Here is a 21,301-nt window from a genome sequence, read left to right on the forward strand (position 1 = left end):
AGGAGGTCAGTTATTTTTTATTTCCAGTGAGTTGAAGGAATAACCGACAGAGATGATCGATTTTTCTTTCTTCTATTTCACTTTCATCAAAACTCATTGGTTTGGAGTTTACCTCATAAATATAGTACTGTCCTGATTGACTGATACCAACATCAATTGAAAATTCACCGAAAAAGCCCAGTTTTTTTGATAACGCTTTTCCTATTTGCTCAACTATGGTTTGAATAAATAGGTCAAGTTCTTCTGTCTGAAAGAGGTCATAGGGTAATAACCTTCCCCCTTTGGGAATATGAGTGGTTATTTCCTGAATCTGCGATTGTCTGATTCCCACCCCCGTAACAATGTAATGATTATTTTCTGCATGGGCAAGAATTCGAAGATCAAACCGATTGCCATCATAAAGGCGAGATTTTATTTCCTCTTGTGCCAGATAGTTTTTCTTCTTAAGTTTGTTTTCCCACTCAACCCAAAAATGGTCAAAAGTTAAGAACTCTTCACTTGTTTTTAATCCCTTAAAGCAAATCTTTTTGTCTGTATCTAGTACTAATTTAAAAATTCCATTGCCTCTTGCTGACTGTGCTGGTTTTAAGTAAATACTATTGAATTTAGTTAGGAAGGATAAGAACTCTTGCTTATGAATGGCCGTGATGGTAGCAGGCATATAGGATTGAAGAGTGGGATGGTTTTTAAAGAGTTGATATAATTCATATTTATCAATAAATCCAGGATTGAAAAAGGGGATATTCTTATCCCTTAAACAAGAAAAAAATTCAGTGTTTTTTAACTCTTCTTCGGATGTTCGGAACGGGATTCTATTATATACAAGGTCAGGATAAGGAGCAGTAATCTTTTCCCATCCTTTTTTTTCTGGTATAAATGTGAATCCTTCAATAGAATGTTCATGGACTCCTTCTAGTGTAAAAATAAAGCTTATTCCGTTATGTGAAATAAGCTTTTTTTGCAGTCCAATAAAGAGGGGAGCATTTCCAGCAATTGAGCCGTCCTTTTTCTGTGCGGTCAAAATTCCGATAACGGGAACTTTTCCCTTACACCATTCGTTGATGACTACCATATGATGACATCCTCGGGATGGTAAATGGATTGTTCAGTCAAAAAAACCGCAAAAGCCATTGATAGCTTACAAGTAAGCTGATCGAATTCCTTCAGTTCTGGGTGGCTGAAAATGGATCGACCAGGTTTCGAATTTGCTTCAAATAGCCAAATGTCGCCATGTTTATCAATACCTAAATCAAACCCAATTTCTGCTATTATTCCTTCCATATTATTTGTAATACTTTCACTTAACAAGAGAGCTGCTTTTTCGAGCTTTTCCGTATAGAAATGACATTCTTCTGGTTGGAAAATTTCAGCAATCGTTTTTATTTCTCCTCCACTTCGGGTATGGGTTGTTACGCTGCCACGGCCTGCTATTTTCGCAGCCAATGCTGTGACATGCCAGACACCGGAATCGTCTTTATTTGTGTGTATGCGAAAATCAAAGGGTCTTTGTTCATGGCGTAATAAGTGAATACCTTGCTGAACAATCATTTTATCTAGATTACGATTCGCAAACACAGTTTGAAACATTCCTTCAAGCGATGAATATTTTCGTAAGCGATTTACTCCTTCACGATCTTGATAGCGACAATAATATTCGTCTTCGCTTCTATCATATAGGATTTGGTGAACTCCTAACCCTAGACTGCCATTTATTGGTTTTATATAAATATGGCCATATTGGGACAGCATATTTTCAATCAAGGAAAAGGATGAAAAAGGATGGGTCTCCGGAAGTAAAAATGATACTGAATGGTCCTGCTGTAATCTTTCATAGATATCCAGCTTACTGAAGAAGCCAGGGTTATACCAAGGGATAAGGTAGTCATGTTGTAGAGTTTCCTTCACTTTAACAAGTTTGGGATTTCTTTCACTTTTACGATTGGGTAGTCGGTCATAAATAACGTGTGGAAATGGGACCTCAAAAGTCTGCCAACTATTATCATGAAAGAAATACCCGTTAATTGAACCCTTTTCCCAGTTGATATGTTGTTCACCGAAAACAAATGGAAGGGCACCAACGCTTGTTTTTACTGATAACAGTTTAGCGAAAAAGTTGGTTCTATCACCAACAGGACGGATTGGGAAGGGAGTGAAGCCAGCAGTGAAAATTCCTACAAGCGGTCCAATCGTGAGAACATGCTGGTCAACAAATACATACAATTTTATTGCAAAATCAGGAAATAAGAGGAGCTTTTGAATCTCTTTGCTAATCACAATGGAATTTTTATTCTTAGAATGAGGTACAAAGTCTACTTCGATAGAACTAGAACCAAAAGCAATTTTTTTTAGTACAGTATCTTGTAAGAGCTCATGAGGACAAAAAACGACCAATTTACTCGTTGCGGCAATTTCAATGGTATAACGTTTTCTCATAGTAGCTCTTCCTTTCTTTAATTTCAGCCTGACAAAGGTAATTTCCATATAGAAGAGGGGCAAGGAATAAGGTTTCTTGTAAATCTGGCTGTGTTTTTAATACGACTTTTCTTCCGGGTTTTGAATTTACATCGAGAATCCAGATGGCGCCATTTTTTGCTACACCGATATCGATGCCTATTTCAAATAATGGTAATATTTCCTGTTCCAGTATTTGTGGGAGGTTGGTGATAATAAAGTTTAATTCATTACAAATGTATTCTTTTTTAGGTAAAGATAAATTTGCTGCCCAGGAAGTAAAATCAATGACTGATCCGCCTGCACTTAAGTTTGAAAGTAAACCACCAGTATTACCGATGCGGATTCCCTTTCCACGTTCAACCCAAAGCCCTTGTTCATTTTTCTGCAGAAGAATTCTAATATCAAATGGTTGGGAAGAAGTAGTAGATAATTCAAGGTAGGGTTGAAGTAGGTATGGTCGATAGGTGATTAATGGTTGCAGCCATTGAAATAACTTTGACTCATTTGGAAAAATCCTTGAGATAATTTTTTTGTTTTTTTCTGTTTTGACATGGATAGTTTTATCGTTTTTCTTTAAATAATAGATTCCGTATCCTTGAGAGCCATTAATGGGTTTAATGATGATCTTTTTCTGCTGATTTAAGGCCGCGATCACTTCTGTGCAATCCTTAATGGCCTGTGAACGAGGTAAATACGGTTTCAAACTAGAATTGGATAATGTTTCATACAATTCTAATTTATTGGGAAGTCCGAAGCCTAAAAAGACAATATCTTCTCTGCTTTTTAACCAAGAAACAATTGGAATGCATTGTTTTGAATGTTCATCATCTCCATAAAAACAACGATCATAGATAAGCGACGGGATGGGAAACTCATCGTCCATCCAACACTGTTCATTTACGTCAAAACGTCTCCCTAAAACGAGTGTAGTGAGTGGATTAATAGCTGAGGGGAGAAAATGGAAACACTCAATGCCGTATTGATGACTTCGGGCAGCTATTTCATTTATATAGGTGGTCTCACTTTCAATCGTTAAGGTCATGATTCCAAAGGTTTTCATCTATGAATCCTCCATTTCTTCGCCTGAGTCAAATGCAAGCTTCGTACAAAATTGAATAATAGCTTTAGCGGATGGTCTTATTTTCATTTGCCCATCTTCAAAGCTTTTTGACGGCTTTGAATTGACCTCAATTAGCCAAGGCTTACCATCTTTGTCAATTCCAATATCGATTCCAAGTTCCCCAGTTATTCCTGAAGATTTTCTTTCAATAATCATTGCTGTTTCAATTGCCAATTCTTTCATTTGAGAAATAAGCCGCTTTGCATCGCTAATGCTTAGGGTATCTATTAGGGCATTTATTGGTGACATCATATCCCCGCCTCTTGCGATATTGGAAACAAACTCATCTTCTGCGGAAATGCGGGCAACCACCGAGGTTACATTCCATTTGTTTTGTTTATTCTTATGACATAATACTCTATAGTCCATTCCTCTAGTTTGATAGGTAAGAAGGGGGATACCCTGTTGAATAATGCAGATTCTATTGTTCAATAGCGGCTTTATGTGTTGATAAATTTCCTCAAAGGAGAGAATAACATCCTTAATCTTTGATAACGATTTAACAGATGATTCCAATTTGAAATCAGTATTTTCTTTGTTAATTTTGAAAATGTTCCTTCCTTGGCTGCCATGTACAGGTTTTATAAAAATAGTTTCATATTTTTTTAAGAATGTTGCAAGATGATCCTTTGTGAAGATATTTGTTTCAGGTATATATGGATTAAGGTGATTTTCATGGATTAAATGTTCATGAACCTCCCATTTAGAAAGAAAGCGATCATTAAAAATCGGGATACTTAATTCTGCAAGCCTATGGCGAAATAGAAGGTACTCTTTGCTAAACTCCGCTCTTCGAGAATGGATACGATTATAAATAACATCAGGAAGTGGGAGTTTGGCAGGCTTCCATTTCCCGCTGTCAAAGTTATACCCTAGGGAAGAAAATTCAGGATAGGAAAAAATATATAAAAAACCTCCATTTTCACTAAGACCATGATGAAGTTCTTCACAAAAGTTATGAATGGAACCAAAATGGGGCTCTCCAATCCCTGTATCTTTAAAATCGGTTACTAAACCAATAACTGGACCTAAAAATAGTACGTGTTTTTCTTTTTTAAAATGGTATAGAAATTTATATTCCTGCATGGGTAAACAGAAATACTGAAATAGATTTTCGGGGAAATGAATTTCGTAAGCGGTTAGTTCGACAGTTTGTATGTTTACTTTCATCATTATTTTTCCTATAGAAATCTTGATATTTCTAGCTTCAATCTGTAACTGTTTAAAAAGTTGTGTTGACATTTGAACAAAAATTTCTGTCCCGGTAGCAGACCTCATTGGAACAATTGAGATAGGGGGCATAGTCACTCCTCATTTATTGGCGAATATGGTTGAAAAATAGGCATTCGTTGATATGTATTGTATGTTATCGCCCATAGGTTGGTGATTCAATATAGAAACTCATTTGAACATTCTCGCATTAACGAACATAGTTTGTTATAGTTATTAAGATTATTTGTTAAAGAGGAGTGGGTCCAATGTCCGTTAATTTATACGATGCAGCTCATACATTAGAAAAATCTATTCGTCAAAGTGATGAATATAAACATTTACAGCAAATGTATCTTGAAGTCAATGCAGATCCAGCAGCAAAAAATATGTTTGATAATTTCCGCCAGATTCAAATGAATTTACAACAAAAACAAATGATGGGGCATCAACTTTCAGAGCAGGAAATCCAACAAGCCCAAGCAACAGCAGCTCTTGTACAGCAAAATGAAAAAATATCTCGACTTATGCAGGCAGAACAACGTATGAGTATGATTATTGGTGAGCTAAACCAAGTTATTATGAAGCCTTTAGAGGAACTATACGGAAATTTATAATAGGATACCAAAATGCTTTCGGTTTATTCCGGAAGTTTTTTCTTTTCTACGGCCTTTGTTCTATCTTTCGGTGAAAAATCATAAAAGTGATATAAGGGTAACTTCACCAAGAACAGGGGGCTCACGTCATGATTTATCGTTTGCTTGCATTAAATATCGATGGAACCTTATTACAGAGTAATGGGAAAATTCATAAGTCAACGAAGGAAGCCATTGAGTATGTTCAGCAAAAAGGAATTTATGTAACGCTAATGACATCACGAAGTTTTCCCTCAGCCAAAAAGGTGGCAAGGGCATTAAAAATAAAAAATCCACTGGTTACTCATCAAGGTGCCTATATTGCAAACATTCAAGATAAACAGAATTATGTTGAACGAATTAACGAGAATATTACCTATGATACCATCCGTTTTCTAGAAGGAATGCCGTGTCAAATTAGGCTTGTACATGAACAATTTTCGTTAGCGAATAGGTTGAAGTTAAATAATAATCTGTTAGCAAAAACTGTTTTTACATCCGGTGATCCTGTATTTTATTCCCAGCAATTTGTTACTTCATTAAGTGAATACTTGCATGATCAACCGGTAACTCCTCCAAAAATAGAGGTTTATTTTGAAGAGGAAAGTGATCTTCAAGATGCTAAGAAGGCAATTGAAAAGATGTTTACTGAAATTGAGACCATCCAATTAGATCATCTGCGATTAGACATTGTTCCAGCAGGTGTTTCAAAATTGCAGGGACTGGCCTTTCTTGGAGGTCACCTCGGAATCCAGTTAAAGGAAATGGTTGTCATTGGCGATGGATTAGATGATATTCCAGCGATTAAGGCGGCAGGATTGGGTGTGGCAATGTGGAATGCAGAATTTGATGTGAAAAGAGCAGCTGATTGGGTCACTAGATCGAAAAATGAGCATGGTGTAGCCTATATGGTTAAAGAACACTTTAGAAAACAACAGCCAATTGAGTTTTTAAGGAAAATGAATATTATTAAAAAATAATTAACAAGACATCATCGGAACTGCGGTGATGTCTTTAGCTTTGTGCGTGATTTCTTTAACTTTTAAAAGGCATGAGACTTTTTTATGAAAATTTTGTTCTTTATAGAGGAATCATGATAAACATGACGAATAATTTATAGGAGATCAGTCATAGAATACTATGATTTGAAAACGCTTTCAGTTGTGGGGGGGATTTAGCGATGATGCAAACACCGTTAACAATGACACAGATGATTGAAAGAGCAGAAAAGTATTTTCCTAAAAAACAGGTAATTTCCAGAACATCCAGTGGTATTCACAGAATGACGTACCAGCAAATCGGTGAAAGAACAAGAAGATTAGCAGACAGTCTAAAAAAACTAGGAATAGAGAAAGGTGATAGGGTAGGAACGCTAGCATGGAACCACCATCGTCATCTCGAAGCCTATTTTGCGATTCCCTGTATCGGTGCTGTTCTGCATACAATCAATATCCGTCTATCACCCCAGCATATTTCCTATATTATCAATCACGCAGAAGATAAAGTCCTCTTAGTGGATCCTGATCTAATTCCGTTACTTGAAAAATGTTCATCAGAGTTAAAAAGTGTTACGGCCTATGTGATTATGACTGATGACAAGGAGCTTCCGGAAACCACACTTTCGCCAGTCTATCATTATGAAGATCTATTAACTGAAGCGAATCCTAAATATGCCTATCCTGAAGATATTGAAGAAAACGACCCAGCAGGAATGTGCTATACCTCTGCGACCACAGGAAATCCTAAAGGAGTCATATACTCACATCGAGGGATTTTTCTCCATAGTATGGCGTTAGGTCTTGCAGATAGTGCGGCAATGAGTGAGAAAGACATTGCATTACCTGTTGTCCCTATGTTCCATGCCAACGCTTGGGGAATGCCTTTTGCTGCTGTATGGTTTGGGACATCCCTCGTGCTACCAGGGCCATATTTTACTCCAAAACTGATAGCAGAGCTGATTGAAAGTGAAAGAGTAACGATTACCGCTGGTGTCCCAACCATTTGGCTTGGATTATTAAAAGAACTTGATGAGGGTTCTTACGACCTTAGTAGTGTAAGGGGAATCCTTTGCGGCGGTTCAGCAGCTCCAAAAGGAATGATTAGAGCATTTGAACAGCGACATAAGATTCCATTCATGCATGCCTATGGTATGACAGAAACAAGCCCGCTTGTAGTTATTTCAACGTTAAAAAGCTACCAGGAAAATTTAGATTATGAGGAAAGACTTGAAATACGGGCAAAGCAAGGCGTTCTCGTTCCAGGCTTAAGTATGAAAATTGTCGGTAAGGATGGAGAAGTTGCTTGGGATGGTAAAGAGATGGGGGAACTTTGTATTAAAGGACCATGGATTGCTTCAGAGTATTATAAAGACGAACGTACTTTAGATGCATTTCACGATGGCTGGCTTCACACAGGTGATGTGGTGACGATTGACGAGGAAGGGTTTGTAAAAATAGTTGACCGTACCAAAGACTTGATTAAGAGCGGCGGTGAGTGGATCTCTTCCGTGGATTTAGAAAATGCTTTAATGGCACATGAATCCGTGTTTGAAGCAGCGGTAGTTGCTGTCCCACATGAACAGTGGCAAGAGAGACCTGTTGCTTGTGTGGTGTTAAAGGAAGCATACAAAAATAAGGTGAAAAAGGAAGAACTACTAGAATTCTTACAACCGCAGTTTGCCAAATGGTGGCTGCCGGATGAAATTCTATTCTTGGAAGAAATACCGAAGACATCTGTTGGGAAGTTCTTAAAGATGACATTAAGAGAACAGGTACAAAAGGAAGTGCTAAAAAAGTAATCAATTAAGGACAAAGTGCATTCCTTTGTCCTTTTTGGAGTGGTATTTTATTCATTTGATAGTGAAAATTCCATATATTATGAAAATTTATTTTTTATCCGTCCATTTCAAGCTATAATGGAAATGAATAATGATACTGGGAGGGGTTTGGGATGACGATTAATTTTGTAACCGATAAAGTTAAGGTAAGAGTGAAAGGGCGGGTTGCAACGGTCGAAATGAATAGGCCGGTAGCAATGAATGCACTGGATGTTGACATGATAAAGGGACTTGTCAGCAAGCTCAAAGAAATAGCTGAATCAGATGATATCGATGTTGTTGTTTTAACAGGAAGCGGCAGAGCATTTTCTGCGGGCGGCGATATTAAAACAATGCTTTCAGAACTAAATGAAACCGATTTCTTCCCTGTTATGGATTGTATTAGTGAATTAATCATTACTCTTTATAGTATTCCAAAATTAACCATCGCGGCTGTAAATGGTGCTGCTGCCGGACTTGGCTTCAGTCTGGCATTGGCTACCGACCACATTATAGCCGATAATTCTAGCAAGTTAGCGATGAATTTTATCGGAATTGGTTTAATCCCTGATGGCGGCTCCCATTTCTTTTTAGAAAAAAGATTAGGTGAAATTAAGGCTAAACAGCTCATTTGGGAAGGAAAAATGATGAATGCCCTGGAAGCCCTAGAATTAGGATTGATCCAGGAAGTTGCTGATGGAAACCTGCAAGATACGCTTGAAGCCAGAATAACTGATTGGCTGAGCCGCCCAGTCCAGGCGATGATTAAAACGAAGAAAATTTTAGCAGATATGAATAGACCGCAACTGCTTAAACTATTAGAACTAGAAAAACATGGGCAATTAAGTATGCGTCGAACGTTTGATCACCAAGAAGGAATAAGGGCATTTATTGAAAAAAGACCACCGAGGTTCATTGGAAAATAAAAATTAGAAAAAAGAAGCATTTCTGCTTCTTTTTTCTTAGCTCTGTTATAATTGAATGTTGATTTCAGGTTGTTCGAAAAATAAGCGAAGGAATTCCGTTTATATTGGGAAATACCCATATTTCCCTTAAAATAAGGGGAGTTTTTCCGGTTATACGATCCAAATCGATGGATTTTGTCTTATTTAGAGCAGTTAATCGGAGTATCTCCGCTTATATCTGCTTCTAAAGCCTCCACAATATACAATAACCGGAAATTCTCCGCCTATGAATTCTTAAAACTACACGATATCAACAATGAATAATAACAGAGCCTTTTTTCTTACTTAAACTTAGGAATGGAAAAGTAATAGTTTGCCGTCTGGAGAAGTGCAGCGATGTGTTTTCTCTAATAAATTCTTTTCTGATAATAGTTTTTCTGCTATTTCTTTTGCTGCATCATCATGTTCAGCTTGAAAAGCTTCGTCAACTATTTTTTCACCATTTGTTTCAAAGGCAGTTAGTTTGTAAGTCTTCATCTTATATCCCCCTTCGTGAACTAGTTCATATATAATTTTCACATAATTCTATTTATTTTAAAAGCGAAACCTTTTCGGAGGTCATACGTAGTTATTTTGAAAGGGGGAATTTGTATGGTATTAAAACTTGAGCATGTAACGAAACGATTTGGCGAGTTTACAGCAGTCAAAGATTTATCCATTGTGATACCTGAAAAAGAAATGTTTGGCTTTTTGGGTGCAAATGGCGCAGGGAAAACGACGACTTTCCGAATGATTTTAGGGCTGCTTGATTCTAGTGGTGGAAAGATTACATGGGACGACGAGCCTATCAATTACTCTACGAGTCACCTAGTGGGCTATCTTCCAGAGGAAAGAGGTCTTTACCCAAAATTAAAGGTGAAAGATCAAATTGTCTACCTTGCTAGATTACGAGGAATGTCAAAAAGTGAAGCAGTTTCTGAATTGAAATACTGGCTTGAAAGATTTAGAGTTCCTGAATATGAGAATAAAAAAGTAGAAGAACTTTCAAAGGGAAACCAACAAAAGATTCAATTTATTGCGGCAGTCATACATAAACCAAAATTATTAATTCTTGATGAGCCATTCAGTGGGCTTGACCCCGTAAATGTTGAAATGCTAAAAGATGCGGTTCTTTCCTTGAAAGAAAATGGGACCACCATTGTTTTTTCTAGTCATCAAATGCATCATGTTGAAGAAATGTGTGAGCACCTTTGTATCATGCATAAAGGAAGTCCGGTTGTACACGGTTCTTTAAGAGAAATAAAGAAAGCCTTTGGTAAAAAGAATCTTGTTATTCATGCAGACTTTCCATTGGACTCTCTGAAAAATTATCCTGGTGTTCGGAAGGCTAGGTCAACCATGGAGGGAATTCACCTTCAGATTGATGGAGAAGATGTTGCCGAGAAAATTCTTAAAGAAATAGTCAATAAAGGTTTCATTAGGAAATTTGCCCTAGAAGAGCCTTCTTTGAATGATATTTTTATCGAGAAAGTAGGTGATTCCTATGAATAAGTTTTGGATTATTTTATTCCATACCTATATGAATAAATTCAAGACAAAGTCATTTATCGTTACGACATTATTAACAGTTGTAATCACATTGGCTTTAACCAATATGAATAATATCATTGAAATATTTGATGACAAAGGCGGTAAGGAGAAGGTCGCTGTATTAGATGAAACAGGCCAGCTTTTTGAACCGTTAAAAGAACAGATTAGTGTTATAAATAAAGATCTTCAGCTTACACAGTTTGATGGCTCCGAACAAGAAGCTGAAAAAGCCGTAGAAGATGGAGACTATACTGGGGTTGTGCAGTTGCGCTTTGATAATAAACAACTGCCGGAAGCTACATATAAGGCTATGAGTGTTGCTGACTCTTCATTGTATTTAGATTTTCAGACAGCCCTGCAGCAAATAAAAACAATGTTGGCAGCTTCACAAATTAATCTAACACAGGCTCAGCTCCAGCAACTGTATGAACCGGTTTCTTTTGAAAAAATAGCTCTAGAACAGAATGCTAAAACTGAAGAGGAATTAAATCAAGCGCGAGGACTTGTTTATGTCCTGCTCTTTATCATCTATTTTGCCGTTATTATGTATGCCAATATGATTGCAATGGAAGTGGCCACGGAAAAATCCTCCAGGGTGATGGAGATCTTGATTTCAAGTGTGTCACCAATCAAACAGATGTTTGCAAAAATACTTGGTATTGGTCTGTTAAGCTTAACACAGCTTGCAGTTTTATTATCTGTAGGTTATTTCTCGATAAAACGTAATTTGTCTTCTTTAGAGGGTGGATTTTTTGATGCTTTTGGATTTGGAAATATCCCGCTGTCAACGATTGCCTATGCAGTAATATTTTTCATTCTTGGCTATTTCCTTTATGCAACCCTTGCTGCCTTTTTGGGTTCCTTGGTCAGCAGGATTGAGGATGTTCAACAAATGATTACGCCAATGACATTACTTGTGGTAGCAGGTTTTATGATTGCGATGTTTGGTCTAAATACGCCTGATTCACCATTTATTGTCATTACATCCTATATACCATTTTTCACACCAATGATTATGTTTTTACGTGTTGGGATGCTGACGATTCCAGTATGGGAAGCACTACTAGGAATAATTATCCTATTAGGAACAATCGCTTTCTTAGCGATCTTTGGTGCCCGTGTATACCGAGGTGGAGTACTTATGTATGGTAAGTCAAATTCCTTTAAGGATATCAAAAAGGCATTGCAATTAACAAAAAAGGAATAACGGAGAAGGGCTTTGCTAGAAATGGCAAAGCCTTTTTCTTTTTGAAACTTGAGAAATGTCTAGCTGCAGCGCCTAGGGGCTCGGGGTCATAAGCCAATCCCTCCAGAAGGTTAAAGGGCAACCTTCTAGCCGGCTCGTCTTATGCCTGTCGCCCCTGGACAAGGCGCTTCCGCTTTTCGTTTAGAACGTGCATTCGGTTTTATGGGATGATACAATAAAGAAAAACTCACTGAAAGGAGTTATTATGAAACAGATATCATTTATACATGCCGCTGACCTGCATTTGGACAGCCCTATGGTTGGCCTAAAGCATTTGCCTGCTAACATCCTTTCGAAAGTGAGAGAGAGTACGTTCGGAGCTTTAGAAAGGCTAACAGCAGCAGCGATTGAGCGTAACGTTGATTTTGTCATAATAGCAGGGGATTTATATGATGGTGAAGACAGAAGTTTACGGGCACAATCGCGTTTCCGTAATGAAATGAAAAAGCTCTTACAACATAATATTCCTGTTTATGTTATCCATGGCAACCATGATCATTTAAATGGCTCATGGGTCCACCTCGATATGCCCGAGAATGTTCATGTTTTTGGCAGTGAACTTGAAATGAAAATATTGGAAACTAAACGAGGCGAAACCATACATTTATATGGTTTTAGTTATCTACAGCGACATGTTTTTGATAAACGAATCGATGATTATCAAAAAATTGATCCAGCTGATTTTCATATTGGCATCCTTCATGGGAATGAAGGTGGTAGTACCGACCATGATAATTACGCTCCCTTCTCAATCAAGGATCTACATGATAAACAATTTGATTATTGGGCGTTGGGGCATATCCATAAACGTACAATTTTATCTGAAAATCCTCCGATTATTTATCCAGGAAACACGCAAGGACGAAATAAGAAGGAATTAGGGATTAAAGGATGTTACCATGTTACGTTGAATGAAATCGAAACCAAAAAGGAATTTGTAGAAACTTCTAACGTAATATGGGATGAAGTTTCTATTGATACCGCAGAGGCACATAATTTCCAAGAAATTTTTCAAGTATGCCAACTAACAATCGAACGCTTGCGTAAAGCTGGTATGGGAACACTGCTCACCTTAAACTTAAAAAATGTTCAATTGGATCATTCCCAAGAACAAAAACTCATAGATGCTGAACTGCTTGAATTACTTTTAGACTATGAAATAGATGAAGACTCATTTGTTTGGATCGTTGATATAAACATACAGAATAAACAGCCGCTAGATCGAAAACTTCTAATGAATGAGGCTGATTTTTATACTGAGCTTTTTGCAACAATCGATGAATTCCAGAATCTGGAAACTGCAATAGCACCGTTATACGAACATCAAATTGGACGCAGGTATTTAGAGCGTTTAACTGTAGACGAACAGAAAGAATTAATGCAAAAAGCAGAAAAATTATTAATTGGGCTTCTGTACCAATAGGAGAAGGGAGATGATTGGTTGAAAATCCAAGAGATACACATATATGGCTTTGGTCATTTAAATAATGTTGTTATAAAGGATTTATCTGATTTTCAAGCGTTTTATGGCGAAAATGAAGCAGGAAAATCAACAATAATGGCGTTTATTCATGGCATATTATTTGGGTTCCCAACAAAGCAATCATCGGAATTGCGTTATGAGCCCAAAAATGGTTCCAATTATGGCGGTAAGCTAAGAATACTTTTTGAACAGTATGGACTTGTAACGATTGAAAGGGTTAGAGGAAAGGCTGCTGGCGATGTTACCGTTTCGTTAGAGGATGGGACGATAGGTGATGACGCACTGCTTAAACAACTGCTCGGAAATATGGAAAAAGGATTATTCCAAGCCATTTTTTCATTTAATTTACATGGACTGCAAAACATCCACCAAATGAAGGGCGAAGATCTTGGCAAGTTTTTATTTTCTACTGGAACACTCGGAACGGAAACGTTAGCGAAGACCGAGGTAGAACTCCAGAAGGAATTAGAGGCCCGTTTTAAACCTAGCGGCAAGAAGCCAGTGGTAAATGAAAAACTAAAAGTCATTCACGAGCTTAGCAATGATCTGAAAAAAGCAGCAGCCAAAAATCAGGAATACGAACAATTAAATTTAGAAAAAGACAGAATCAATAATGAAATAAAGTATATAAATAATTCGCTGGACGAGGTAAAAGGGGAAGTGGAAAAATTAATTGAATGGCAGAAAATCCATGTACTTGTTAAAGAGGAGAGGTGGATAAGAACTGAAATCAAGTCATTAAGTGAGAGTCCATTTCCGGCTAGCGGAATTGAGCGATTAGAAAAGTTAAATCAACTAATCTATCCATACAATGCTCAGATTTCAAGTTTAATGGAAAGAATCACTCAATTAAAAAAGGAAATAGCCTTGATACAACTGGAAAAAGAAATTCTTGATCATGAGGCCCAGCTTCTTGCCGCTATCAACCAGATTCCGATATTTGAACAGTTAACTTTAGAGAAACACCAATGCGAACTGAAAGTAGTAGATTTAGAAGAAAAAATATCTACCATAAAAGAGAGACTGCACTTACCTTTGAAGGAAGAAGAAGTCTTAACCATCAATACGAATATTTATATGAAAAATCAAGTGGAACAGGTATCCCGGAAAAAGCAAAAGCTTTTTGAAGTAAAACAGGAGCTTGATGATCAATTTCATGAGGAAAAAAATACGCTTGAGGAGCTAGAAGGAAAGATTCGTTTTGCAAAAACTCAAGTGATTCCTCCGCAAGAAAGAGCTAAACTTGAAAAGTTAGTCCTAGATGAGGGTGAAAAAAGTAAAGTCGAATTTGAATTAAAGTCAGTTCAAGACAAAATCGAGTATTTTCAACATTCAGATGAGCAGGATAAAAAAACATTTGCTAAGCTTAATAGGCAAAAACAAATGCAATTTCTGACAATTGGAGCTATATTGCTGGTTTTATCTTTGTATGGACTGATTACCCAGCAATGGCTACTAATCGTTATTGGTGTTTTAGGCAGCATTTTAATTGGAGTCTTTCTTAGCAAAAACGTTCAGAATAAAAATGAATCCAAAATTAATCATGCACTAATTCAGTTGAAAGAAAGAGAAAAAAAGCTAATTCAACAACTTGAAACAAATAAAAATGGCAATGTTCCAGCTATACAGGAAAAATTAAATCAAGATAATCGTCGGCGAGAGCAGGTGCAATTTTTACAAATAAAGCTCGAACAACAGCAGACCCAATATGAAAAAGTATTGAGGAAATATGAAGAATATGAAAGCGAAGCATTAGAAAATAAGGAACAGTTAATAAAACTGAGCAGTGAGCTAAACATCCCCATTTACATTGCTAACTCTTTTTTCCTAGAAGCATTTCAGCTAATTGAACAATTTAAGCTAGTAGGAAGAGAAAAGAAACAGTTACTGGAAAGGATAGAAAACATTAAACTTGAACAAGCGAATATTTCAGAAAGACTTACTGCTTACTCAAAACAATATCTAGTAGAACAAGGGACTGATTTGTCACAAACGGCTTATTTGTTGAGGAACAAACTAAAAGAGGAACAAGGAAAGTTAATTAAGAGTCATGAAAAACAAGGAAAGCTAGAGGATCTAGAAGCAGACTTTAATCAAATTAAACAGGAACAAGTACATTTAATTTCGGAAAGGACAAAGCTCTTAGACGAAGCCAACGTAGAAGATGAAGAGGAGTTTTATCAGCTTGGTAAAAAAGTTGAAAAGAAGATTAAGCTAATCGAAAGGCTTGCAGATATAAATAAACAGCTACACTATTCTTTCCTAACGGAAATGGAGCAGGAAAGGTTGTTACAAAATCATAATGTAGATGAACAAGTAAGCTACTATCATGATGAGATAGAAACTTTATCGTCAAGACTCATTGAAATACAAGAGAAACAAGCCGCCAACAACTACCAGATTCAGATTCTTGAAGACGGAGGATCATACTCAGAGAAACTTCACTACTTTAAACAGAAAAAGTTTGAGTTAGAAGAAGCTGCCAAAGAATGGTCAGTTTATTGTTTAGCGCAGAACATTTTATCACAAACGGTTGAGAAGTATAAAACCGTTCATCTGCCAAGAATGCTGGCAAAGGCGGACGAATACTTATACTTTCTTACAGAGAAGAAATATCAGCGGATACATCTGCAAAAGTCAGGCAACGGGTTTCTTATTGAAAGAAGTGACCATACTTTATTTGAAGCAAATGAATTAAGCCAAGCTACTACTGAGCAAGTATACGTTTCGATTAGATTGGCGCTTGCGACTACACTTTATGAAAAGTACCGCTTCCCGATTATAATAGATGATAGCTTCGTGAACTTTGACGCTAACCGTACCAAAAAGGTGATCGAGCTGTTACAAACGCTAACAAATAATCAAATCTTATTTTTTACCTGTCACACACATTTACTTCCATATTTTCAACGAGAAAATGTTCAACATCTTCATAAAAGTAATGTCGAAGTAATTTCATAGACAATGGTATACTTTTACTATCGGAAGGGGAGAGAGAAATGACCAAAGGTATTTTAGATTATGATTTTGGAGTACAGGTTGATTTGTATTTACTTATTAAGAGTGCCACAAAAGGGATTGCTAGTAATGGAAAGCCATTCTTAACGCTTATCCTTCAAGATCAAAGTGGTGACATTGAAGCAAAGCTCTGGGACGCCAATGAAGAGGATGAAAAGAATTATACCGCTCAAAAAATCGTAAAAATTATCGGGGATATTCATAACTATCGTGGTAAAAGCCAGTTGAAGATTCGACAGATAAGAAGAACTGGACCAAATGACGCCGTGAAATTGGAGGATTTTCTAGAGACGGCACCAGTGAGTCAAGAAGACATGAATAGCAAACTGACACAGTATATATTTGATATGAAGAACCCAAGCATTCAAAGAATTACTCGTCATTTATTGAAAAAACACCAGAAGGCTTTCTTGGAGTATCCGGCAGCAACGAAAAATCATCATGAGTTTGTGTCAGGTTTAGTCTACCACGTAGTCAGTATGCTTGATCTAGCCAAATCTATTGCCACACTTTATCCTAGTCTTGATAAGGACTTACTATATGCAGGTGTGATTTTGCATGATATGGGAAAAGTGGTGGAATTATCGGGTCCAATTTCGACCGTTTATACGGTTGAAGGAAATTTACTTGGCCACATTACGATTATGGTAAATGAAATAGGCAAAGCTGCTGAAGAACTCGGGATATCTGGTGAAGAGGTGTTAATTCTTCAGCACCTTGTTTTAAGTCACCATGGCAAAGCAGAGTGGGGCAGTCCCAAGCCGCCGCTTATAAAAGAAGCCGAAATTCTCCATTACATCGACAATCTTGATGCAAAAATGAACATGCTTGATCGTGCCTTAGAAAGAGTGAAACCTGGAGAATTCACAGAACGGGTATATGCTTTAGATAACCGCTCGTTCTATAAACCAATATTTCAAAAATAAAATAACCCAGCTGGGTTATTTTATTTTGTTCACTCGAATATGTTGTATAAAAAAGTGGACAACCACTAAAGAGGAGAGTAAACATAAATGACGATTCCTATTTGGGTCTATGCAGTTGTGGTTGGTATTGTTATTAGTGCCTTAATGGCAATCAAAACAGGCAGAGAAGAACGTTTACTAGAGATGGAGAATATTGAAAAAGAGGGAGAAATTTATTTAACACGCCTCGAGGAAGAAAAAGAACGAAGAACTACAGCGGAATAAAAAAACAGAAGGGACTCCATGAGTCTCTTCTGTTTTTATTCTTATTTCAATTTCTTAATGTGCCGTAGTTGCTTGTGGATCAAGCGCGTTTTTTAAGTCTTTATCACTTATTTTAACTTTTGCATCCTTAATTTCTTTTTGCATAACGTTGTTCATTTTCTCAGTTGTTAATAATTCTCTTTTCAACTGATCTTTCATTTTTTCATAAGATTCCTTCTCTTTTTGCTCGGTTACTTGAATAATATGATATCCAAATGAAGACTTAACTGGTGCACTAATCTCATTTACTTTAAGCGCAAGAGCTGCTTTTAAAAAGGCAGGATCCATCTGCGCTGTAGCATCAAACCAGCCTAGGTCACCACCGCTTGCTTTTGCTGCTTCATCTGTAGAGTAAGTATTGCTTACATCTTCAAATTTTTCTCCAGCATCGAGCTTTTGCTTCACTTCTAGTGCGGTCTTTTCATCAGCAACAAGAATATGACGAGCTTTGATTTCAGGCTTATAGTTTTCATAAGCTTCCTTTAATTCTTTATCTGTAATACTTTTCAATCCAGCTTTTTCTTGCATCATACCTAGTTTCATTGTCTCTTTAAAGTCTTCTTCATTCGCATAACCATATTGCAAAAGGGCAGCTTCAAAGTTTTCACCTAGTTGTTTTTTTAATTCAGCAACTTTGTCATCCAATTCTTTATCAGTAACTTTATACTTCTCGGAAAGGACTTTTTCATAAACAAGCTGTTGTAGTGCTTGTGCACCAACCTTTTCCTTCATTGCTTCATATAGTTCATCCTGTGTAATATCTCCTGCCGTACTTTCAGCCACAGTTGAACCGCCGCTCTGATTACACGCGCTTAAGGCAATAACCCCGCCAGCTAATGTGAGGGCTAACATCCATTTTTTCATGAGGAACCTCTCCTAAACAGTAAATTCTTGTGGGCTTTTGTCCACAAAGTATACTATAACATAAATGGTAACCACTGCAAAAAATTTCTGAGTATTTGTTTATTAAATTATGGGCATTTACCTAATGCGATTTCAGAATTTGTACATACGATAACATGTAAGAAAAAGTAAACCTATTCAACTACTGCCTTTCGGCTTTGCACCAGGTGTATGGGTAAATGCCCAAAGGAAAAAGTGGACTTTTTCCTTAGAAAATAAGCAAAGCGCCTAGTCGAAATGAATACAGCTTGAATAGTATATCGTAGAAAATAATAAAGGAGGTATTACGATGAGTGGTGGACACGGATTCGGAGCAGGCTTTGCATTGATTGTAGTCCTATTCATTCTATTGATTATTGTTGGAGCATCTTGGATTTGTTGTTAATGGAAAATATAAAATGATGCAGACAACAGCTTTACCATTTCAGGAAGGGGAGAATTGTGTGTCTGGAACGACTGGTTTCCATGGTGGAGGATTCGCGTTAATTGTAGTCCTTTTCATCTTGCTAATAATTATTGGTGCTTCTTGGTTATAACCTGAAAACAAATTTAAAAGCGATGAGACATTCTCATCGCTTCTATTTTTGTACGTGACAAATTACATGAAGCTAAACCTATGTATACAAGTTTTCTACATAGGAAGAAATCAGTAAAATTGTGACAAGTACATTAATTGTGCGAAATACCTTATGCTGACGATCTTCTGGAATATCCTTTTGAATACAAAGGGAATTGGTCATTTTGTTTACATAAAACAAAATAAAGATGGCGAAAACAATGAAAAAGATGGAGATCATCAACGATTCCCTCCCTGATGTTCGTTATATGTTAATACATTATCAAATATTCACGAAAAAAGATAGTTAAAAGGACTGGTAGAAAAGTAGGGTATAATTAGGTGCTACGGTAGTAAGGTATAAATAATTTTAGAAAAAGGTTTATCTCTGACTTAAAAAGGTCAATAATAATGATAGGTAAATGTAAAAGTAGTGTTGGAGGTCGTTCGAGACAATGGACAATTATGTTGAATTAACTTCTAGAGTGAAACTTCTAGAATACCATCAAAGGTTGCTTCTAAAGATGTTGTCAGCACCCAATCTTGAATTTTATCGATTGGTAATAGAAAATGGGATATCTGAACAGGAAGTTCAGGCATTCAACAAACTTTGTGAGGAAATGAACATAAAGATGGAAGAACAAAAAGCGGAAGGGTTTCTTCATTTTCATCCGCTTTTCATTGAGTTTTTAAACCATTTGCCAGAAAAACTTGATGTGCAGGAAGTCATTCAATCATGTTTACAACAGCACCTGTACGAACCTCTATTTATTGAGTTTAATAAATGTTTATAATTCCTGTTCTGTTTTCACAGACTTCTTAAGTTTTCCATCATCTTCATTGAATTCTGTTTCGATATTATGAAAAGAACGCTCAAAGATTTCCATGAAATCATCACCATAAATATTACGAACAATTGCCATCATTTCAATAATATCAGGAAATTTCCCATATAAATCTCTTAAAGGTAAGGCACCTGTATAGGCAGCATTGCCAGTTGGATGATAGGATTCCATTATTCGAAGAAAGATATCTTCACCTTCTGGAGTGAGTTGAATATACGTATTCCGCTTGTCGTTCTCTTTCTTTGAAAATGTTAGCAAACCTCTTTCTTCTAACTTTTTCGAAAAGTTAAACGCTGTTGAGACATGCATGACTCCAAACTTTGCCACATCCGAAATAGAGGCCCCATTTAAATGGTATGCAATCCAAAGGATATGATGTTCATTAATATTTAAATCATAAGGCTTAATCCATTGCTGCCAATCCTTCTCGATTGATTTCCATAAAGCTTTACTTAATTGTGCAATCCTTTGGCTGAAAAGCATAGCTTCTTTCATTGAATACTGTTTCTCCGACATCCCCATTTTCACCTACTTTTTTATTTCTCTATTAACATTATGCCAATAAAATAAAAATTAATAAAGATGTTAATTCACAAAATTTTTAGAAATTACGATATTTTCTGCTTGAAAATTTATTTCTTTTTCATTTTACTTTTTTTCCCTTAATAATTCCAACTTTTTGAATATTCATTGTGAAAAAACATAGGGAAGGACACTATATCATATAAATCGTAGTAGCAGCTTTTGGGTATTCATTAGGGGGTCGAAAATGAAAAGTGTGATTATCATTCTTTATTTATTAAGTGTATTGCTCTTTGTTGGTTCTATTTGGAATGTTCTGTCTTTAAAAAAACCAGGATTTTATCCACCTAAACAAATTTTAAGAAATCGAGCTTCTAAATTAGCTAAAGGTGGGGCATTTGTTTTACTTTTGTCTATTGTACTATCGATCTTTTAATCTCTTGGCTGTGTTAAACTAGGCTGTTGATTTGTGCTCCACAAAGGAAAGCTTCTTTGAATAATCACCGCAGGGACAGGCGGTCTTTGCCTGTCACGAGGCGCTTCGCTTTCCGCAGGCGGTTCGGGAAGCCTCCTCGGAGCTAAAGCGCCTGCGGGGTCTCCCCTGTCCCGTCCTCCTGCAGGACATTGATTTACATCCTCGAATCTGCCCACGCACGAAGAAAATGCGATAGCATTTTCGAGGAGTCTCGCACCTTCCGCAAAAATCAACATAGTTATTAAATCAACATTTTCCTTTAACACAGCCAATTTTTTAATGGTATAGAAGAAAAG

The 21,301-nt window shown here is 36.7% G+C and carries 22 protein-coding genes and 1 pseudogene; 14 read left to right on the forward strand and 9 right to left on the reverse strand.

Translation table 11 applies throughout. The features are described 5' to 3' along the window. Window positions 1–10: 10 nt before the first annotated feature. From BLR86_RS15730 to BLR86_RS15745, 4 genes are read right to left on the reverse strand one after another with little or no spacing between them, the layout of a single operon-like run. Window positions 11–1,072: a YheC/YheD family endospore coat-associated protein gene (locus BLR86_RS15730; RefSeq protein ID WP_090763200.1), complete on the reverse strand. Its 1,062-nt coding sequence runs from the start codon at window positions 1,070–1,072 to the stop codon at window positions 11–13. Further along, entirely contained in the window at window positions 1,066–2,433 is a 1,368-nt protein-coding gene (locus tag BLR86_RS15735; RefSeq protein WP_090763203.1) for a YheC/YheD family endospore coat-associated protein, read from the reverse strand. Before BLR86_RS15735 ends, BLR86_RS15730 begins: the two co-directional genes overlap by 7 nt. After that, window positions 2,411–3,514 (reverse strand): YheC/YheD family endospore coat-associated protein, encoded by a 1,104-nt coding sequence (locus BLR86_RS15740; protein WP_090763207.1) that lies wholly within the window; start codon window positions 3,512–3,514, stop codon window positions 2,411–2,413. Before BLR86_RS15740 ends, BLR86_RS15735 begins: the two co-directional genes overlap by 23 nt. Next, a complete protein-coding gene (locus BLR86_RS15745; protein ID WP_217642391.1) occupies window positions 3,515–4,816 on the reverse strand; it encodes a YheC/YheD family endospore coat-associated protein in 1,302 nt (433 codons plus the stop codon). A gap of 236 nt (window positions 4,817–5,052) precedes the next feature. On the opposite strand from BLR86_RS15745, the gene BLR86_RS15750 reads away from it, so the two are divergent. The 4 genes from BLR86_RS15750 to BLR86_RS15765 all read left to right on the forward strand — a co-directional run bounded on the left by BLR86_RS15750 (window position 5,053) and on the right by BLR86_RS15765 (window position 9,159). Beyond that, complete coding sequence (locus BLR86_RS15750) at window positions 5,053–5,400, forward strand: YlbF/YmcA family competence regulator (RefSeq protein WP_090763213.1); 348 nt, start codon at window positions 5,053–5,055, stop codon at window positions 5,398–5,400. A gap of 128 nt (window positions 5,401–5,528) precedes the next feature. Next, complete coding sequence (locus BLR86_RS15755) at window positions 5,529–6,398, forward strand: Cof-type HAD-IIB family hydrolase (protein ID WP_090763216.1); 870 nt, start codon at window positions 5,529–5,531, stop codon at window positions 6,396–6,398. A 200-nt stretch (window positions 6,399–6,598) separates the two neighbouring features. After that, window positions 6,599–8,215 carry a long-chain fatty acid--CoA ligase gene (locus BLR86_RS15760; RefSeq protein WP_090763219.1) on the forward strand — a complete coding sequence of 539 codons (1,617 nt, stop codon included), beginning with the start codon at window positions 6,599–6,601 and terminating at the stop codon, window positions 8,213–8,215. 152 nt (window positions 8,216–8,367) lie between these two features. Beyond that, the gene (locus BLR86_RS15765; protein ID WP_090763222.1) at window positions 8,368–9,159 is read left to right on the forward strand and encodes an enoyl-CoA hydratase; all 792 of its coding nucleotides are present in this window, start codon (window positions 8,368–8,370) and stop codon (window positions 9,157–9,159) included. Between the two features lie 330 nt (window positions 9,160–9,489). Here BLR86_RS15765 and BLR86_RS15770 read toward each other — a convergent pair whose 3' ends face one another. Next, the gene (locus tag BLR86_RS15770; RefSeq protein ID WP_090763224.1) at window positions 9,490–9,675 is read right to left on the reverse strand and encodes a YhzD family protein; all 186 of its coding nucleotides are present in this window, start codon (window positions 9,673–9,675) and stop codon (window positions 9,490–9,492) included. A 114-nt stretch (window positions 9,676–9,789) separates the two neighbouring features. On the opposite strand from BLR86_RS15770, the gene BLR86_RS15775 reads away from it, so the two are divergent. The 6 genes from BLR86_RS15775 (at window position 9,790) to BLR86_RS15800 (ending at window position 17,665) form a co-directional block, all read left to right on the forward strand. After that, window positions 9,790–10,689: an ABC transporter ATP-binding protein gene (locus BLR86_RS15775; RefSeq protein WP_090763226.1), complete on the forward strand. Its 900-nt coding sequence runs from the start codon at window positions 9,790–9,792 to the stop codon at window positions 10,687–10,689. After that, entirely contained in the window at window positions 10,682–11,935 is a 1,254-nt protein-coding gene (locus BLR86_RS15780; RefSeq protein ID WP_090763229.1) for an ABC transporter permease, read from the forward strand. The genes BLR86_RS15775 and BLR86_RS15780 overlap by 8 nt, the downstream gene beginning before the upstream one ends. A gap of 244 nt (window positions 11,936–12,179) precedes the next feature. After that, window positions 12,180–13,397 (forward strand): metallophosphoesterase family protein, encoded by a 1,218-nt coding sequence (locus BLR86_RS15785; protein WP_090763232.1) that lies wholly within the window; start codon window positions 12,180–12,182, stop codon window positions 13,395–13,397. A gap of 18 nt (window positions 13,398–13,415) precedes the next feature. After that, window positions 13,416–16,418 (forward strand): ATP-binding protein, encoded by a 3,003-nt coding sequence (locus BLR86_RS15790; protein WP_090763237.1) that lies wholly within the window; start codon window positions 13,416–13,418, stop codon window positions 16,416–16,418. Window positions 16,419–16,456: 38 nt separating this feature from the next. After that, window positions 16,457–17,401, forward strand: a complete 945-nt coding sequence (gene yhaM, locus BLR86_RS15795) for a 3'-5' exoribonuclease YhaM (RefSeq protein WP_090763239.1) — start codon at window positions 16,457–16,459, stop codon at window positions 17,399–17,401. 87 nt (window positions 17,402–17,488) lie between these two features. Continuing rightward, window positions 17,489–17,665: a sporulation YhaL family protein gene (locus BLR86_RS15800; protein WP_090763242.1), complete on the forward strand. Its 177-nt coding sequence runs from the start codon at window positions 17,489–17,491 to the stop codon at window positions 17,663–17,665. 54 nt (window positions 17,666–17,719) lie between these two features. On the opposite strand, the gene BLR86_RS15805 is transcribed toward BLR86_RS15800, so the two are convergent. Continuing rightward, window positions 17,720–18,568, reverse strand: coding sequence for a peptidylprolyl isomerase (locus BLR86_RS15805; RefSeq protein WP_090763245.1), 849 nt, complete (start codon window positions 18,566–18,568; stop codon window positions 17,720–17,722). Window positions 18,569–18,905: 337 nt separating this feature from the next. On the opposite strand from BLR86_RS15805, the pseudogene BLR86_RS15810 reads away from it, so the two are divergent. Both BLR86_RS15810 and BLR86_RS15815 read left to right on the forward strand, forming a co-directional pair. Further along, window positions 18,906–18,992, forward strand: a pseudogene (locus BLR86_RS15810) (YjcZ family sporulation protein); the annotation flags it as partial. A 58-nt stretch (window positions 18,993–19,050) separates the two neighbouring features. Further along, window positions 19,051–19,143: a YjcZ family sporulation protein gene (locus BLR86_RS15815; RefSeq protein WP_090763725.1), complete on the forward strand. Its 93-nt coding sequence runs from the start codon at window positions 19,051–19,053 to the stop codon at window positions 19,141–19,143. 78 nt (window positions 19,144–19,221) lie between these two features. Here the strand turns inward: BLR86_RS15815 and BLR86_RS15820 are convergent, their stop codons facing one another. After that, window positions 19,222–19,404 (reverse strand): hypothetical protein, encoded by a 183-nt coding sequence (locus BLR86_RS15820; protein WP_090763251.1) that lies wholly within the window; start codon window positions 19,402–19,404, stop codon window positions 19,222–19,224. Window positions 19,405–19,618: 214 nt separating this feature from the next. On the opposite strand from BLR86_RS15820, the gene BLR86_RS15825 reads away from it, so the two are divergent. After that, a complete protein-coding gene (locus BLR86_RS15825) occupies window positions 19,619–19,957 on the forward strand; it encodes a DUF1878 family protein (RefSeq protein ID WP_090763254.1) in 339 nt (112 codons plus the stop codon). On the opposite strand, the gene BLR86_RS15830 is transcribed toward BLR86_RS15825, so the two are convergent. Then, complete coding sequence (locus tag BLR86_RS15830; RefSeq protein WP_090763257.1) at window positions 19,952–20,524, reverse strand: HTH-type transcriptional regulator Hpr; 573 nt, start codon at window positions 20,522–20,524, stop codon at window positions 19,952–19,954. The genes BLR86_RS15825 and BLR86_RS15830 overlap by 6 nt on opposite strands. Window positions 20,525–20,777: 253 nt before the next feature. Between BLR86_RS15830 and BLR86_RS15835 the strand changes: the two genes are divergently transcribed. Further along, entirely contained in the window at window positions 20,778–20,966 is a 189-nt protein-coding gene (locus tag BLR86_RS15835; RefSeq protein ID WP_090763260.1) for a membrane protein YhzF, read from the forward strand. Here the strand turns inward: BLR86_RS15835 and BLR86_RS26450 are convergent. Further along, window positions 20,963–21,241 carry a hypothetical protein gene (locus tag BLR86_RS26450; protein ID WP_090763263.1) on the reverse strand — a complete coding sequence of 93 codons (279 nt, stop codon included), beginning with the start codon at window positions 21,239–21,241 and terminating at the stop codon, window positions 20,963–20,965. The two genes, BLR86_RS15835 and BLR86_RS26450, sit on opposite strands and share 4 nt — an antisense overlap. Window positions 21,242–21,301: the final 60 nt, after the last annotated feature.

Origin of the sequence: Bacillus sp. OK048 (genome assembly GCF_900103525.1) — a bacterium.
Classification (GTDB): Bacteria; Bacillota; Bacilli; order Bacillales; family Cytobacillaceae; genus Neobacillus.